The sequence below is a fragment of the Parasphingorhabdus sp. genome (genome assembly GCF_039982395.1).
GTDB lineage: Bacteria > Pseudomonadota > Alphaproteobacteria > Sphingomonadales > Sphingomonadaceae > Parasphingorhabdus.
The window spans coordinates 1,014,525-1,030,488 of the sequence record NZ_JBDWYO010000006.1 but is presented as its reverse complement, the minus strand read 5'-3'; the positions used below and the strand labels follow the sequence as shown (position 1 = coordinate 1,030,488).

Below are 15,964 nucleotides of genomic sequence, written 5' to 3'. Positions count from 1 at the left end.
GCTATCCCTTCGCTTCTTGCGCTTTGTTTTTCTCAGCCATTTTTTTGCCGTCGAACCCGGCGATATAATCGCCCTTTGTTAGCTGGTTCTGCGCGTGGGCGAAATGGTGATAGCCGAAGGATGCCTCGATACCGGCTTCTTTGCCGGCGAGTGTGTCCATATGGTTGCAAGCTTGCTTGGCGAGCTGCAATGCCAGTCGCGGCTGTTCGGCAATACGTTGTGCGATTTTTAACACCTCATCTGCCAATTGTTCACGCGGAACCACACGATTGAGCATGCCCATCTCATAGGCGCGTTGGGCGCTCATCCGTTCACCAAGAAACAGAAATTCTTTTGCAATGCGGGTGTTTAACTCAAAAGTATGCGCAAAATATTCAAGCCCCGGGAATCCCATCTGAAGGACAGGATCCTGGAAGAACGCATCATCAGAAGCCACGATCATATCGCATACCCATGCAAGCATCAGTCCACCGGCAATACAGCCTTTGTGGACCTGCGCGATTGTGGGCTTGGGAATGTTCCGCCAGCGCTTGCACATGCCCAGATAGACTTCTTGTTCGCGAATATAAGCCTTTTCAGCGCCTGGCTTATTGGCATGGTCATACCACATCAAGCGGCGGTCAAAGCTGCTGTGAAAATCGCGGCCGGGTGAGCCGATATCATGGCCGGCGCTGAAATGTTTGGCATCGGATTTGAGAACGATACATTTTACCGCGTCATCATCGACAGCCTTCATAAAGGCATCATCCAATGCATATGTCATCTGGCTATTCTGGACATTATGAAAATCAGGCCGGTTCAGAGTGATCCAGGCAATGCCATCTTTGGCTTCATATAGGATCGGTTCACCTGTCTCATATTCTGGCTTTACGTCCTCTAGAGGAACAAGATCGTCGCTCATGCTGCTATCCTTATGGCTGGCGGGTTGTCACGGATGACGTGCGCGCGATAATTATGGGGGTCGAGTTGGTTGATAATGGCCAGCGCTTCTGCATTGGGCATAGCGGTTTCGCTTTCAACGGCTTCAATCAAATCAAAGCCCGTCGCTTCCTGTACTTTGTCAAACGTCACGCCGGGATGAAGGGTTACGACACGAACCGCATTGTCGGGTCCGCCAAAATCCATGACGCACAGATTTGTGATCATCTTTTGCAGATCGATATGATCGTAATTTCCGCCGGCAACACGCTTGGAGGGATTATACCCTGCGCTTGATACCATATCGACTTCGCCGGCTACAAAAGTGCGGGCGGAATGAAATGGAATGAACATCGAATTGGCGTGATAGATAGAGTTGCCTGGAAAACCGCGTACACCAAGCATCTGTGTCTTGGGTTGATGGTGAGTCCCACCGAGTTGAGACAGGTTTGTTTGGCCAAAGCGGTCGATCTGCGTCGGTGTAACCATAGCATGGCGACGACCGGTCCATACAGCGCTGTCAAAGAAACGCGAAAAGGGAAGGTGGCCTGCAAATTTCGGTTTATAGTCCCCGCGTGGGCCCATTGGCACCGGCTGCTCCACCAGATAGGCTTCGCCGTCGGTCATCATCAGGCCGGGCGAGTGCGTTAGCTTGGCCAGGCCGGCGCCAATACGCGGAACGGGGCCTATTCCGGTTGCGATAATCTCACGATCGGTCCGGAAGGTTTCGGAACATGCAAAAATGCAGAGCTCAGCAAGTGTAATATCAGTCATCAATATATCGCCAGCGGCGCATTTATGACCGCTTCCTTTCCGCCAACAGAGTCGAGATAGGTTGCTTCGTCCGCGCCAACAAATTGACCCGCGACAGCGGACCATTCGCCTGGATCTTTGGCTGCGCCGGCATAGGCCTTGAACGCTTTCATGTCTGGGCCGTATAATGGCGGCATTGAAGAAGGATGGGCTCCTCCAGCTATTTCAGTGACGCCAGTGACAAAGCAGCGCTCGAATATATTGGCCTGCGCATCATCATGATAATGGTCTTCCATTTTGTCGACCAGCTCTTCGCAAGACACGTAGGTTTTGGTTGCTGCCTTGGCGAACCATTCGTCATAATAGGCGTCCGGCCCAAGCAATTGCACATTGCCGCGGTGGTCGCAGCGATTGACGTGGAGCAACGCGGCATCAAGTTTCAGCGCGGGCATGGCGATTAATGTCTCGCCATCATCATAGGGTGATTGGACGGTTTTTAGTCCACCAAGCGCCGCAAGATCAGTACCAAGGCCAACCCGCGTGGGGAGAAAAGGAAGCCCGAACGCCGCAGCCTTCAGTCCCCATTGAAACATGCCTTCGTCCAGTTCCAAAACTTCAATTTGTCCTGCTTCTCGCGCTTTACGGAACCATGGTTCGAGAGGAATGGCATCGAGTGACACAAAGGCAAAAACCAACTTCTTCACCTTGCCGGCGGCGCACAGCATGCCAACATCGGCTCCGCCATAAGCAACAAGAGTGAGGTCCTTAAGGTCGCTGCGCATTATCTCGCGCACCAACGCCATCGGTTTGCGTCGAGGGCCCCAGCCACCGATGCCAATGGTCATGCCATCGGATAAAGTGCCGACAATCTCGGCAGGTGTCATACGTTTGTCGAGCATCAATTATTTGCCTCTTCTGCTGCGGCTTCTGCTGCTGCGGCTTCTTCTGCCGCTTTTTGCCAGGCCCATTCATGACCCCATTCGTCCATTTGTGTATGAGCTGTAGGTTCCCATGTCGCGGGGTCGACCACCATGCTGCCCCAGCCAAATTCGAAATCGAAACCGGCAGGGGATTGCATATAAAAGCTCGTTACTTGGTCATTGGTGTGTTTTCCGAGCGTCGCCGAGACCGGGACTCCCGCTTCTTGCATTCGTGCATAGGCGGCTTCGACGTCGGTCAATTCAGCAGCCTCGATCATGATGTGAACGCAACCTGGTGGCGGGGCAGGCATCTGCAGCAACGCGACGCTATGGTGGCGTCCGGTTGCGGCATGCATGAAACATGTGCCCATTTTGGGAGTGCCTGGCGGGCCAACTTCAATTTCGGGTGCATCGCTTCTACCAAAACCCATCACTTCTTCATAGAATTTCAGAGCTTCATCAAAAGCGAGCGTGCCGTAAACGACGTGCCCCATGCCAAGTTCACCAGTGATGAATTTGCTGACACCTGCCGGAGACAAGAATGGTTCGTTCGCGTCTTTCGCTCCGTAAAATATCTCAAAATCATGTCCAGCAGGATCGGTTGAATGGGCTATGGCCGTGACATCCCTTGATGCTGCATCGCCCATTGTTACTTCGCAGCCCGCAGCCTGCAGTTCTTCGACCATAGCGTTAAAAGCGTCGGCATCGGCCAACTCCCAGCCAGCGACAGCGAAGCGATCCACATCGCTTTGAATGACCCGGATCCGCGCGGCACGATTATCCAATCTGTAAAGCGTGGCACCATCTTCACCGGAACCACCGGGCATCGCGCCGACTATATTCGTTAGATAAGACTCCCAGCCTGTCATGTTGGTCGTTTCGATTACGATATAGCCCAGTGATTGAACTCCAGCCACTTTAATCCCCTTTTACCAAGTCTAAAAAATAGGGCCTTTCGCCCCCGCCGTCGACGTTCAGTCGCGCGCCTGAAACATATTCAGCCGCAGGCGATGCAAGATAGCAAACGGCGTTAGCGACATCCTTGCCATTGCACATGCGACCCAGCGGTAAAGACGCGGCGACGGCCGCTTGAGCGCTAGCGTCACCATATGTCGCTTCGGCATTTTCGGTTTCGGCCAAGCCGACAATGATTCCATTGACGCGAATTCCGTCTTGGCCCCATTCTTGGGCAAGGCTTTGGGTCAGGCTCATTAGCCCAGCCTTGGCTGCCCCATAAATGGCCGTGCCTGGTGACGGACGAATGCCTGCGACACTGCCAATATTTACAATATTGCCACTGCCTGATTTTACGAGATATGGATGACAAGCGCGCGAAAGATAATAAGGCGCCATTAGATTAAGGTCCATTATGGCGTCTGCAAATCGTGGACTGGCTGTCGCTGCGTCGGACGCAGGAGATCCGCCCGCATTGTTCACCAATATGTCGATGCCACCAAATGACCGGACCGTTTCGCCGACCAGTTCTTCTATCGCCTGCGGATCGCGGATATCGGATTGGCAAAAGCTGATGCCGTCATCCAGGACGTCCGGAGTATTTCGCGCGGTCACCATTACCTTACATCCCTGTTCAACCAAGGCTGCTGCGATAATTCGGCCAAGACCTCGCGTCCCCCCGGTAACCAACGCCACTTTTCCGGTTAAATCGAACTGCACAAATACTCCCTCAAGGCTCAAAGACATGAATTGATAGAATCAGATGATCAATATGCCTGAAAATGACAATAACGAAAGCAAAATAGGTTTTCAATTGACGATTTGCGTATTTTATGACAAAAATTTTTACGAATTCAGCTAATCGACTATTGAGTCGGAGCAGGCAGCGGAGACAGAAGATTATGGCTACAGTTGTAAACATGCAAAATCAGGCGGGTGAAATTCCGACTGCGGAGGAGCTGGTCGATCGTGCGCGGGCGATGATCCCGGCTTTGAAATCGCGTGCCAAACAATGCACCGCCGAGCGCAATGTTCCTGCAGAGACTATTTCCGAAATGCAGGAGGCAGGATTTTTCAAAGTCCTCCAACCGAAGCGCATGGGTGGATATGAAATGCATCCCAATGTCTTCTTTTCCATACAAAAATTATTGGCAGAGGGCTGCATGTCTACCGGCTGGGTCTACGGAGTTCTCGGTTGTCATCCATATGAAATGGCGTTGTTTGACGACAAGGCGCAGCAAGAAGTTTGGGGCGATAACCCATCAATGCTGGTCTCATCAACCTATCAGCCAGTCGGTAAAGTTGAACATGCTGAAGGCGGTTTTTATCTGAGTGGGCATTGGGGCTTTTCATCTGGTTCAGTGCATTGCGGCTGGGTGCTTCTCGGCGCACTGGTCTTTCCAGAAGACGGGCAGGGGCCACCTGATATGCGGACCTTCCTTTTGCCTCGTGAAGATTATGAGATTGATCGGGACAGCTGGCAGGTTTTTGGCCTGCAAGGCACCGGCAGTCATGATATCATTGTGGATCGGGTGTTTGTCCCTGAATATCGAACACACCGTGCGGTTGAGGGGTTCATGTGTGACAACCCGGGTCAGAAAGTGAACGAAGGACCATTATATTCGCTCCCATGGGCGCAGGTCTTTGTCCGTTCTGTCTCGACCGCCGCATTCGGTGGGGCGAGGGCTGCCGTAAACGCTGCAATGGCAATCATGGAAAGCCGTATTTCGACGAACACTGGCAAGGCTTCGAAAGAAGACCCGATGCTGCACGGCGCGATTGCTGCGGCGCACAGCCAGATGCTGGAAATGGAATTGACGCAGAAGGCATCGTTTGATGAATTGATGGAGCTGGCCGAAAGCGGCAAAGAAATTCCGATGGAGAAGCGTTCTTTATTTGCTTATCAAAGCTCCACTGTCGTGCGCCGTCTTGCACGTTTGGTGGATGATATGATGCAACTTCTTGGCGGGCGCGCTATTTATACGTCGAGCGACATAATCCAGCCTTGGCTCGATCTCAATGCCGCGCGGGCGCATGTCGCGAATGATCCGAGCAACCGCACCGCTGATGTGGTCGGCACGATGCTTGGTCAGCCTCCTGTCTTCACCTTCATGTAACAAGGAATTACGCGTTGGCAGATTTATTGCAGGCAACATATTCCGTCACGGGCGGATATGATATTCACATACAGGAAAAGGGATCCGGCCCGGCCGTGGTGTTTATCCATGGAAGCGGGCCCGGGGCATCCGGTGGATCCAATTTTCGCGAAAACATCGACGCATTTGTTGATGCGGGGTACCGCGTTATCTTGCCTGATTTGATCGGCTATGGTGCTTCCTCAAAGCCAGAGGGCATTGATTACACATTGCAGCTGTTTACCGACACGCTTTATGATGCGTTGCAACAACATGGTGTCACAAAAGCTGCGTTGGTGGGGAATTCTTTGGGCGGTGGCATCGCGATCCAGATGACGTTGGACCATCCTGAAATTGCTACCTCTTTCGTCTTCATGGCTCCGGGCTGTATTCAGGAGCAGGCGAGCTATTTCACCATGCCGGGTATTGCCAAAATGAAGAGCAGCTTTGGCAGTGATGAATTTAGCAAGGAAGACCAGCGCCGGTTGATTTGCAACCTTGTTCACCCCGACTTTGCGCCCAAAATCACGGACGCTTTGGTGGAGGAACGCTTTGCGGTAGCCAAAAAGCAGCCAAAGGATGTGCTTGCCCGTATGATCACACCGAATCTCGGACCGCATCTGGGAAAACTGAAACCGCCGATTTTTGTTATGTGGGGGTTGAACGATGAGTTTTGTCCAGAAAGTGGGGCGCGGTTATTTTTGGACCAGTGTGACAATGCGCGTTGTATGACCTTCAACCATGTTGGCCATTGGGTCCAACTGGAGAGGACATCAGAATTTAACCGCTATTCGATCGAATTTCTTAATGAATTCAGATAGTAAGAACTCTAAAAGATATAGCGCGGAACTTTACTCCGCGCTTCGCGGTCGAAAAACGGTCGCACCATTGATCGAACGCGATCCTGCGCTGACAATCGACGATGCCTATGCAATTTCGCTCGACTTTTTGAAGCGGAGGCAAGCCGATGGTGAAATCGTTGTCGGCAAGAAAATCGGCGTCACGTCCAAAGCGGTGCAGGATATGCTTGGCGTCCATCAACCGGACTTCGGTTTTCTGACCGACTGGATGCATATTGTCGGTGATATTGATTGTGATGCCAAGGCTTTGATTGCGCCCCGCGCAGAAGCCGAAATTGCGTTCATTTTGAAAGATAGTCTCGTTGGTCCAGGGGTGACCGCTGAAGATGTCATAGCTGCGACCGAGAGCATCGCACCGTGTTTCGAGATCGTTGACAGCCGGATTGAAGACTGGAAAATCGGGATTGTGGATACTGTGTCCGACAATGCCTCTTGCGGTGTATTCATAGTGGGCGAAGACAAGGCCGATCCTCGCGATCATGATCTCCCCAATCTGAGAGTCACCGTAACTAAGAATGGCGCACCGCTCTCAGAAGGCATGGGATCTGCTGTTCAGGGCAATCCAGCTCAGGCGGTAGCGTGGCTTGCCAATACATTGGGGCAATATGGGGTCACTCTTGATGCTGGCGACGTTATTCTGTCGGGTTCTGTTGTTCCGCTGGAGCCCGCCGTAAAAGGCGATGTCTTTGAGATGACCCTGCACGGCATCGGCAACTGTACCGCAAAATTTGTCTAAAGGACCAATATGAGTAGAGTTAAAGCAGTGATTATCGGATCGGGCAACATAGGCACGGATTTGATGATCAAAATGATCAAATATCCTGAGAATATGGAGCTCGTCGCTGTCGTCGGAATCGATCCGGATAGCGAAGGCCTTGCGATGGCAAAAGAGCGCGGTATCGCGACCACATATGAAGGAATTGAGGGACTTAAAAAACTGGATTGCTACCAGGATATCGGCATCGCCTTTGATGCGACCTCTGCCTATGCGCACAAGTTGCATGACGAAGCTTTGCGTGCTGATGGGATACAGGTGGTTGACCTGACGCCGGCGGCTATTGGGCCGTTCACTATCCCGCCAGTGAATATGCACGCGAACCTCGACGCACAAAATGTCAATATGGTCACCTGCGGTGGACAAGCGACAATTCCAATGGTTGCAGCGGTCAGTCAAGTTGGCACAGTTCATTATGCCGAGATCGTGGCTTCGGTGTCCTCACGTTCCGCCGGCCCCGGTACGCGCGCCAATATTGACGAGTTTACCCGCACGACCGCGCGCGGGATCGAGGAGGTTGGCGGTGCTGCAAAAGGCAAGGCGATTATCATCCTAAACCCTGCAGAACCGCCGATGATCATGCGTGATACCGTGTTCACCTTGTCCGAAGGCGCAGAGGAAGAGGATATCCGAAACTCCATCCAAGACATGGTGAAAGAGGTCCAGAAATATGTGCCGGGCTATCGGTTGAAACAAGAAGTTCAGTTTGAACGGTTCGGCGATAACAACCCTCTTAAAATTCCGGGCTTGGGTGAGTTCAGAGGCATTAAAACAAGCATCTTTCTCGAAGTGGAAGGGGCCGGCGACTATTTGCCGCCTTATTCTGGAAATCTCGACATTATGACAGCGGCTGCAAAGGCAACGGGTGAATTGTTAGCCCAGCGGAGGATGGCAGCGTGAGTTTCGACGTAGAAAAAGACAAGCTCTACATTCAAGACGTAACCTTGCGCGATGGCATGCACGCCATCCGTCATATGTATGGTCTCGACCATGTGCGGGATATTGCCAAAGCCATTGAGGCCTCTGGCGTTGACGCCATTGAAGTGGCGCATGGTGATGGACTTTCAGGCACCAGTTTCAATTATGGCTTTGGCGCCCATACCGATTGGGAATGGTTAGAGGCGGTTGCTGAGGTGTTGGATAAATGCGTTCTGACCACGCTCATTCTTCCCGGCCTTGGCACGGTTGAAGAATTGAAACGAGCCTATGATCTGGGTGTGCGTTCGGTTCGTGTTGCGACCCATTGCACAGAGGCGGATGTCTCGAAGCAGCATATTGGCATAGCCCGTGACTTGGGCATGGATGTTTCCGGCTTCTTGATGATGAGCCACATGATTGAGGCAGATGCACTAGCCCAACAGGCGTTGCTGATGGAGAGCTATGGTGCGCATTGTGTCTATGTCACCGACAGTGGTGGCGCGCTTGATATGGACGGAGTCCGTGACCGTTTTCGCGCCTATGACAAGGTTCTGAAACCAGAGACCCAACGCGGCATGCATGCTCACCATAATTTGTCTTTGGGCGTCGCGAATAGCATCGTCGCGGCGCAAGAAGGTGCTGTGCGCATTGATGCTTCTCTTGCTGGTATGGGGGCCGGAGCCGGCAATGCACCGCTCGAAGTGTTTGTTGCGGCCGCTGACCGTAAGGGATGGAATCATGGAACCGATGTCATGATGTTGATGGATGCTGCAGAGGATTTGGTGCGGCCGTTGCAGGACCGTCCCGTCCGGGTGGATCGCGAAACTTTGGCGCTGGGATATGCCGGCGTCTATTCTAGTTTCTTGCGACATGCCGAAAAAGCAGCCGAAGATCATGGTCTGGACACGCGGGAAATTCTCATTGAATTGGGCCGACGCAAAATGGTTGGCGGGCAGGAAGATATGATCGTCGACGTTGCTCTCGACCTTGTCAAAGCCAAGGAAGCCTAATCATGGCAGAGATTTCTCTGCATAGACCTTATCCGGCGTCGGCGGTTGAAGCGTGGGATTTCAAAACTGACGTTGCGGTCATAGGCTTCGGCGCAGCAGGCGCATGTGCTGCGATCGAGGCATCGGCAGCGGGTGCAAAGGTCATGCTTTTTGAACGTGGTTCGGGAAGCGGGGGCGCCTCTGGTCTCTCTGGCGGTGAAATCTATATTGGCGGCAACGGCGGGACAGAAGCTCAGCGCGAAGCCGGGTTCAGCGATTCAACCGAAGATTTTGCACGCTATTTGAAAATGGCGGGCGGTCCCTGCGCGGATGAGGCTAAATGTGATCTTTATGCCAAACAGGCACTGAAGCATTTTGACTGGTTGAAGGCACAGGGCATTCCTTATCGGGGTAATTATCTTCCGGGCAAACAGATAGAGCCGATGGATGATAGCACGTTGATATGGTCTGGCAGCGAAGCAGCAGCGCCTTTTTGCAACGAAGCGAAGCCGGCACCGCGTGGTCATGTGATCCAGCATATGGGATGGGGCGGCGGTCGACCGTTGATGGATATCTTAGATAAACGGGCCCGTGATCTGGGTGTTGAGCTGGTCACCGATGCGCGCGCTCTGGCGCTTGTGCAAGACGGTGATCGGATCGTCGGCGTTGTTTTGAATATCGACAACAAGCCGCATTTTGTGAAAGCAGAAAAGGGGGTCGTTTTGGCCACCGGCGGATTTGTGATGAACGAGGAAATGCGTCGCAAATATTGCCCTGAAACCTTCAAAGTCAATGATCCCATCGGGGACCAGGATGACGGTACGGGCATCAATTTGGGGGTTAGCGCGGGTGGCGACGCTATCCACATGGATCAGTTTTTCACGACCTGTCCTTGGACTATCCCCGAACCACAAGCCAATGGTGTGTTTGTGAATGTCGCTGGCCAACGCTTCATCAATGAAGATTGCTATCACGGACGGGTCTCTCGGACGATGGTCGATCAGCCGGGTGGCAGGGTCTATCTGTTGCTCGACAGTGCGCATTTTGCGGAGCCATTGGAACTGGCGCGCACAGATATTGTCGGCACTGGCGATAGCTGGGAAGAGGTTGAAGCTGAGTTGGAGATGTCCAAAGGCACGCTTTCCGCAACCATGGCATTCTATAACAAACATGCAAAAAATGGTGTTGACCCTCTATTCGACAAACGCGAGCCAATATTGACGCCGCTGGATCAAGGGCCCTTTGTTGCCCTCGAATTAAATTTTGAAACCAGCTATTTTAGTTTCTTCACTCTGGGTGGCTTGAAGACCTCGATAGACGGAGAAGTTCTGGACCGAACCGGTTCACCGGTCGGGGGGCTTTACGCAGCAGGACGCTGTACAAGCGGACTACCGGCGTGGGGTCATGGATATTCTTCGGGTATGAGCCTTGCCGATTGCACTTTCTTTGGCCGGCAAGCTGGACGCAAGGCTGCGGGTTGAACAACAGTGAAGTCATAGACCGTCTCGAAATCACCGACCTGGTGATGCGTTACTGTCGCGGTATTGATCGTCGCGACTTTAGTCTGGTTCGCTCTCTTTACCACGATGATGCGATTGATGATCACGGAGCCTATTTTAAAGGTTCACCTGATGACTATGTGGCCTGGCTGCCCACAGCGATGCAGGGACTGGATAGTACGATTCACGCGATCCACAATTCGCTGTTGGTAGTCGACGGTCACCGCGCAGAAGGGGAGCACCAGGTAACGGCTTTCCACCGCTCCAGAGCGCCTGATCGCCAAGAAATCATAATCCATGGGCGTTATCTTGATCGCTATGAGAAGCGCGACGGGATCTGGAAATTCAGCTTTCGCCGGATCATCTTCGATCATGGATATACACGGCCGGTAGATGAGCAAGGACTGTTGGCGGCAGATCCCAACCCGGTTTGGGGCACGGATGACAAAAACGATCCGTCCTGGGAATTTGAATTGTTGGCGGGACTAGGCAAATGAGCGGTACGGAATTGTCTGTGGATGTGTTGCTGGCCAATGCGCGGTCCGCAACCGGGTTGCATGATTTCGGAAACGAGTGGTTTTTGAATCCGCTCGCCCGCTTGGTTGCAGAAGCAAATGCCGATGCGGGGCTGGTCGCACCCGATGCAGGCGCAGGGCAACGAATACAGGGCGCCCTGATGGATCGCCTGGGATTGGTGCAATATTTTAAGGATCATCCCGAAGCAGCGGATGAGATCATTGAGCCGGCCTGCGCTATTATCGGGTTGCCGCGTACGGGATCGACGGTGATGCACCGTCTGCTTGCGAGCGCGCCGGATATGACCTCGCTATTCTGGTGGGAAGCCTGTTTCCCGTTGCCTTTCCCCGACGAAAAGCCCGGCGATCCTGCGCCACGCATTGCAATGGCGCATCAGATTGTCGAGCAACTGCTTACCGAATGGCCCGATTTTGAGAGTATTGATCCGATTGAAGCAGAGGCTGTCGCTGAAGAAGTAATATTGCTCGACCGAACCTTTCTTTCGACGACCTATGACTCGATGATGCCAGTGCCATCTTATGGTTTTTGGCAATCGGAGCAGGATCACGAAGCTGCGTATCGAGACCTTGTGAAGTTCATGCAAGTCATCCAGCATCGGCGTGGTGGCGAGCAGAAGAAATGGGTGCTGAAAACTCCGCATCACTTGCTGGGGGGTATGAAGGGCCTTCTGGCGGTGTTCCCAGATATCAACTTGGTCATGACCCACCGTGATGTTGGCGATGTCTTGCCCAGCTATTGCAGCATGTGTGCGTCGCTGAGCGTTGGCGCATCAACGACTTATGATCCGATGAAACAAGGACGATATTGGACTGACCGGTTTCGCAACGGGCTTCAGCGATTTGAAGAACTGCGCCAGGCCTTGCCTGCGGGCCGGGTGATCGATGTGAAATATCGCGATACTGTCACGGATCCAATTGGAACAGTGGAGAAGGTGATCAAAGCCATGGGGCTTGATTTCGACAAGGCCGAGCAACTGGCCATGGAGGCTTGCATGGCGGAAAACGCCCGTGAAAATCGACCAAAACACAAATATTCCGCCGAGCAATTTGGTCTGACGGCCAATAAGATTGCGCAGGACTTTGCGTTTTATCACGATCAATATCTTAGCAATTGAGGAGAGCGACAATGATACTCAAAGATAAGGTCATCATCATTACTGGAGCGGGGCCGGGCATGGGGCAGGCCATGTGTCGCGGGGCCGCGATGGAAGGAGCGAAAGTCGCTATTTCTGCGCGTTCGACTGAGTTTATTGAAAAATTGCACGACGAAATTACCGCCAACGGCGGCGATGTGATTGCGATCCCGACCGATGTTTCGGATACGGCGCAATGCCAGAATCTTGCCAAGGCAACGCTCGACAAATGGGGACGGATCGACGGGTTGGTACATTCTGCTTATTTCCACCCTGATTGGGCCAATCTGGATGTGGCTTCGGTCGATCAACTGGCGCAGGCTTTTGACGTCATTGCGCTGGGTGGTCTGCGCATGGCGCAAGCAGTAATCCCTGCAATGAAGGAGCAGGGCGGCGGGTCCATCGTCAATATTTCTACTTTGGCTTCACGGAAACCGATGCCGGGAGAAGGTGGGTACGCAATGTGCAAAGCTGCGCTCAATCAGCTCAGCAGGCAGCTCGCTATCGAGCTTGGAGGGACAGGTATCAGAGCCAATACCGCGCTGATGGGTTGGATGGACGGCGTGCCCCTCGATGGCTTTTTTGCAAGCATGGGTGAGGAAGGTGCCGCTTATAGGAAACAGCGCGCGAGCGAAGTTCCGGTTGGCCATATTCCGCCGGATAAAGATTGCGCCAAAGCGGTTTATTTCCTCCTCTCCGACTATGCCAGCGAAGTTACCGGCGCAGCGCTAGATGTTAATGGCGGTGACTGGGTGGCGCCATGAGCGAGAACATCGTCAGTGGGAAGGCTTGGGCTGATTTTTGCGATCAACTCAAATCAGCGGGCGAGACGATTCTTGCGGACAATGCACCCGATGATCCGCTAAATCGAACGGAGGGATTTCGGTATCTTTCGAGGCTGACAAAATTAGCGCTGGAACAATATGTCGAGGCGACGGACACGGACTTTCCGTTCTTCTATAAGCTCAGCCATGATACCGCGAAAATCGGAGCAGACAATCCAGATAGCGCTTATCTCAACGCGCAGATTGACGGATCCAAAAGCTACCGGATCACTGGAAAACGCGGATCGATGAAATATTTCTCGATCGTCGCCAATGCCATGCGTTACGACAGCGATGGCACGGCACAGGCCACCGGCTCGCTAATGGACGATGAGATCAATTGGGGACCGGATGGTGAGTTGGAGATCATCGCTAGTTGCGATGAGCAGCCGGGAAACTGGCTGCGGCTGGAACCCGATGCCAATATAATCATTGTTCGTCAAAATTCGCTCGATAGGGTGGCAGAAGAGGCTGGCCAGTTCTCCATCGAGCGCATCAACGGGCCAGACAGCCCTATGCCCATCGCGGCGGAAGCATTGGAGCGTGGGCTCGCGACAACGGCTCAATTTGTAAAAGGGGTGGCTTCCACCTTTGCTGACTGGACACGGATGTTTGCCGAATATCCGAATAGCTTTCACCCGTTTGATCAGCAGATTTATCAGAAGGCCGGTGGTGCAAAAGACTTGTTCTACGCCCATGCCTACTGGAAGTTGGAGCCTGATGAAGCTTGGCTCATCGAAGTAGTGCCACCCGAATGCGACTATTGGAATTTCCAACTCAACAACTGGTGGATGGAAAGCCTTGATTATCGTTTTGCGCAGGTGACGGTGAACAAACATAGCGCGCGCCTTGAAGCGGACGGCAGCTTGCGGATTATAGTTGCGGCGGAGAATCCCGGAACGGGCAATTGGATAGACACCTGCGGGCATAGCGAGGGCACAGCGCTACTGCGTTGGCAGGATGCACAGGAAAACCCGTTACCGAGAGCGCGGGTGATAAAATTGGAGGAGATGACATGATGGACCCTTGGAACATGCCTTGGATGGAAACAGCAAAAACCATCTCGGAGGATCCGATTAGTGGCTTTGACAAGGACTGGATGGTTGTCTCGGACAAGATCGAAATCAATGCGCCCGCCAGCGTCGTATGGGGGATCCTGACGGACCTAGAAAATTACAATGCATGGAACCCATTTTGCATTCGCGCAGAATCAAAGCTCGAAATGGATGCGCCGGTCATGATGCAATTGAACAGCTACACCATGCCGGGTCAGCTTCAGCCTAATGTCGAATATGTTTGCGAGATTGTCGAACCGCATCTGCTTTCTTGGGGGGCACGATGGGTAGAGGAATTTCCTTATCCGGCACGGCGCGACCAGATTATTGAGGAAGTGGGCCCAAAGCGCTGCACCTATGTCTCGTCCGATGCGTTTCTTGGCGAACATGGCTGGCATGTGATGATCTTCTGTGGGCCATGGGTTACGCGAGCGTTTAACGACACCGCCCGGGCGTTAAAGGTAAGGGCTGAAACGTTATATGCGGCGGACAATGGTTGACGCGCAAAACCGGTTACAGCGTCTCGAAGATTTGGAGGCGATCCGCAATCTGATTGCCAGCTATGGGCCGCTTGCGGATAGCGGTGATGCGGATGGGGTTGCGGCTCTTTGGTCAGTGAATGGTACCTATGACGTGGGAGGCTTTGGGGTTTCCGTGGGGCGTCCGGCAATCGCTGCACTTATTTCTGGGGACACACATCAATCGCTTATGGCTCAAGGGTGCGCGCACATCCTGTCGCCCCATCAAATAATGCTCAATGGAGCCACCGCGATTGCGACCGGCTACAGTATTGTGTTTCGCAAAATCGGTGATGCCTATGAAGCCTGGAGAGTATCCTATAATCGTTGGGAACTATCCCGACAAACGGACGGCAGCTGGCTTGTCGATATGCGCGTTAATCGGCCGGTCCGGGGGGCGCCTTTGAAGCATCTAGGCTAACCCGCCTGCATGGCTCCATCGACGGTCAATGTTGTACCGCTAACTTTTCGGGCATCGGTGCTGGCGAGATAGGCAAAAGCGTTGGCAATATCTTCTGGAGCGCAGGAGCCGCCTTCCAACTTGTTGACATTGCGCATCACCAACGCCCAGTCGATTTCGCCTTCCGGCGGCGTTTGGTTGCCCATGGGCGTATCGACATGACCAGGACAGATGGCGTTCACGCGGACACCGCGTGATGCATATTCTATCGCCAATGATTTGGTCAGCCCGATGACTCCATGTTTTGAAGCGGAATAGGCACTGGAATAGGCAATTCCCGCCACCCCAGCGGTCGAACTAGTGTTGATAATGGTTCCCTTTGTTTCGACCAAATGCGGCAGCGCGGCCCGGCACAATGTATAAACGCTGGTCAGATTGATCGCTAGCACCCGAGCGAAGCGTGCTTCGTCAAAATGATCGACGGGCCCCCAATCCAGCAGGCCTGCGATATTGCAGATAACGTCTAGAGGGCGACCGTCGGTGGCCTTCGCGACCAAATTTTTGCAACTATCATGATCGGTTGCATCATAAGGGATAACCTGCGGGTCGCCCGTCATCATGTTAGCGGTTTCCTTCAAACCGGCCTCGTTGACGTCGCCAATGCTGACATGCGCACCTTCGTTTGCCATCAGGATCGCTGTCGCTCGGCCAATGCCGGATGCCGCACCGGTGACAATGATATTTTTATCCGCAAATCGCATTTTTCACTCCTTTGAA

At 53.1% G+C, this 15,964-nt stretch carries 18 protein-coding genes; 12 read left to right on the top strand and 6 right to left on the bottom strand.

Annotated features, from left to right (window positions below; all coding sequences use genetic code 11):
- Position 1: 1 nt before the first annotated feature.
- The 5 genes from ABJV08_RS14965 to ABJV08_RS14945 are packed head-to-tail and all read right to left on the bottom strand — an operon-like array spanning position 2 to position 4,265.
- Positions 2-901 (bottom strand): enoyl-CoA hydratase, encoded by a 900-nt coding sequence (locus ABJV08_RS14965; RefSeq protein WP_348037247.1) that lies wholly within the window; start codon positions 899-901, stop codon positions 2-4.
- Positions 898-1,692, bottom strand: a complete 795-nt coding sequence (locus tag ABJV08_RS14960) for a ketoacid CoA transferase (protein WP_348037249.1) — start codon at positions 1,690-1,692, stop codon at positions 898-900. The genes ABJV08_RS14965 and ABJV08_RS14960 overlap by 4 nt, the downstream gene beginning before the upstream one ends.
- Positions 1,692-2,570, bottom strand: coding sequence for a CoA-transferase (locus ABJV08_RS14955; protein ID WP_348037251.1), 879 nt, complete (start codon positions 2,568-2,570; stop codon positions 1,692-1,694). Before ABJV08_RS14955 ends, ABJV08_RS14960 begins: the two co-directional genes overlap by 1 nt.
- Positions 2,570-3,508, bottom strand: coding sequence for a VOC family protein (locus ABJV08_RS14950; protein ID WP_348037253.1), 939 nt, complete (start codon positions 3,506-3,508; stop codon positions 2,570-2,572). The genes ABJV08_RS14955 and ABJV08_RS14950 overlap by 1 nt, the downstream gene beginning before the upstream one ends.
- A gap of 1 nt (position 3,509) precedes the next feature.
- Complete coding sequence (locus tag ABJV08_RS14945) at positions 3,510-4,265, bottom strand: SDR family oxidoreductase (protein WP_348037255.1); 756 nt, start codon at positions 4,263-4,265, stop codon at positions 3,510-3,512.
- Between the two features lie 182 nt (positions 4,266-4,447).
- Between ABJV08_RS14945 and ABJV08_RS14940 the strand changes: the two genes are divergently transcribed.
- Genes ABJV08_RS14940 through ABJV08_RS14885 form a run of 12 tightly spaced genes read left to right on the top strand, consistent with a single transcriptional unit; the run spans position 4,448 to position 15,208 of the window.
- Positions 4,448-5,662 carry an acyl-CoA dehydrogenase family protein gene (locus tag ABJV08_RS14940; RefSeq protein ID WP_348037257.1) on the top strand — a complete coding sequence of 405 codons (1,215 nt, stop codon included), beginning with the start codon at positions 4,448-4,450 and terminating at the stop codon, positions 5,660-5,662.
- 14 nt (positions 5,663-5,676) lie between these two features.
- Positions 5,677-6,501 carry an alpha/beta hydrolase gene (locus tag ABJV08_RS14935; protein WP_348037259.1) on the top strand — a complete coding sequence of 275 codons (825 nt, stop codon included), beginning with the start codon at positions 5,677-5,679 and terminating at the stop codon, positions 6,499-6,501.
- Positions 6,488-7,276, top strand: a complete 789-nt coding sequence (locus tag ABJV08_RS14930) for a fumarylacetoacetate hydrolase family protein (protein WP_348037261.1) — start codon at positions 6,488-6,490, stop codon at positions 7,274-7,276. The genes ABJV08_RS14935 and ABJV08_RS14930 overlap by 14 nt, the downstream gene beginning before the upstream one ends.
- Positions 7,277-7,285: 9 nt before the next feature.
- A complete protein-coding gene (locus tag ABJV08_RS14925) occupies positions 7,286-8,215 on the top strand; it encodes an acetaldehyde dehydrogenase (acetylating) (RefSeq protein ID WP_348037263.1) in 930 nt (309 codons plus the stop codon).
- On the top strand, positions 8,212-9,243 hold the full coding sequence (gene dmpG / locus ABJV08_RS14920; RefSeq protein WP_348037265.1) for a 4-hydroxy-2-oxovalerate aldolase: 1,032 nt from the start codon (positions 8,212-8,214) through the stop codon (positions 9,241-9,243). Before ABJV08_RS14925 ends, dmpG begins: the two co-directional genes overlap by 4 nt.
- Before the next feature lie 2 nt (positions 9,244-9,245).
- The gene (locus ABJV08_RS14915) at positions 9,246-10,703 is read left to right on the top strand and encodes an FAD-dependent oxidoreductase (protein ID WP_348037267.1); all 1,458 of its coding nucleotides are present in this window, start codon (positions 9,246-9,248) and stop codon (positions 10,701-10,703) included.
- A complete protein-coding gene (locus tag ABJV08_RS14910) occupies positions 10,700-11,218 on the top strand; it encodes a nuclear transport factor 2 family protein (RefSeq protein ID WP_348037269.1) in 519 nt (172 codons plus the stop codon). Before ABJV08_RS14915 ends, ABJV08_RS14910 begins: the two co-directional genes overlap by 4 nt.
- Positions 11,215-12,372: a sulfotransferase gene (locus ABJV08_RS14905; protein WP_348037271.1), complete on the top strand. Its 1,158-nt coding sequence runs from the start codon at positions 11,215-11,217 to the stop codon at positions 12,370-12,372. The genes ABJV08_RS14910 and ABJV08_RS14905 overlap by 4 nt, the downstream gene beginning before the upstream one ends.
- An 11-nt stretch (positions 12,373-12,383) precedes the next feature.
- Entirely contained in the window at positions 12,384-13,154 is a 771-nt protein-coding gene (locus ABJV08_RS14900; RefSeq protein ID WP_348037273.1) for an SDR family oxidoreductase, read from the top strand.
- Positions 13,151-14,233, top strand: coding sequence for a DUF1214 domain-containing protein (locus tag ABJV08_RS14895; RefSeq protein ID WP_348037275.1), 1,083 nt, complete (start codon positions 13,151-13,153; stop codon positions 14,231-14,233). The genes ABJV08_RS14900 and ABJV08_RS14895 overlap by 4 nt, the downstream gene beginning before the upstream one ends.
- Complete coding sequence (locus tag ABJV08_RS14890; RefSeq protein ID WP_348037277.1) at positions 14,230-14,769, top strand: SRPBCC domain-containing protein; 540 nt, start codon at positions 14,230-14,232, stop codon at positions 14,767-14,769. The genes ABJV08_RS14895 and ABJV08_RS14890 overlap by 4 nt, the downstream gene beginning before the upstream one ends.
- Positions 14,762-15,208, top strand: coding sequence for a nuclear transport factor 2 family protein (locus ABJV08_RS14885; protein ID WP_348037279.1), 447 nt, complete (start codon positions 14,762-14,764; stop codon positions 15,206-15,208). The genes ABJV08_RS14890 and ABJV08_RS14885 overlap by 8 nt, the downstream gene beginning before the upstream one ends.
- Here ABJV08_RS14885 and ABJV08_RS14880 read toward each other — a convergent pair.
- Positions 15,205-15,948 carry an SDR family NAD(P)-dependent oxidoreductase gene (locus ABJV08_RS14880; protein WP_348037281.1) on the bottom strand — a complete coding sequence of 248 codons (744 nt, stop codon included), beginning with the start codon at positions 15,946-15,948 and terminating at the stop codon, positions 15,205-15,207. The genes ABJV08_RS14885 and ABJV08_RS14880 overlap by 4 nt on opposite strands.
- Positions 15,949-15,964: the final 16 nt, after the last annotated feature.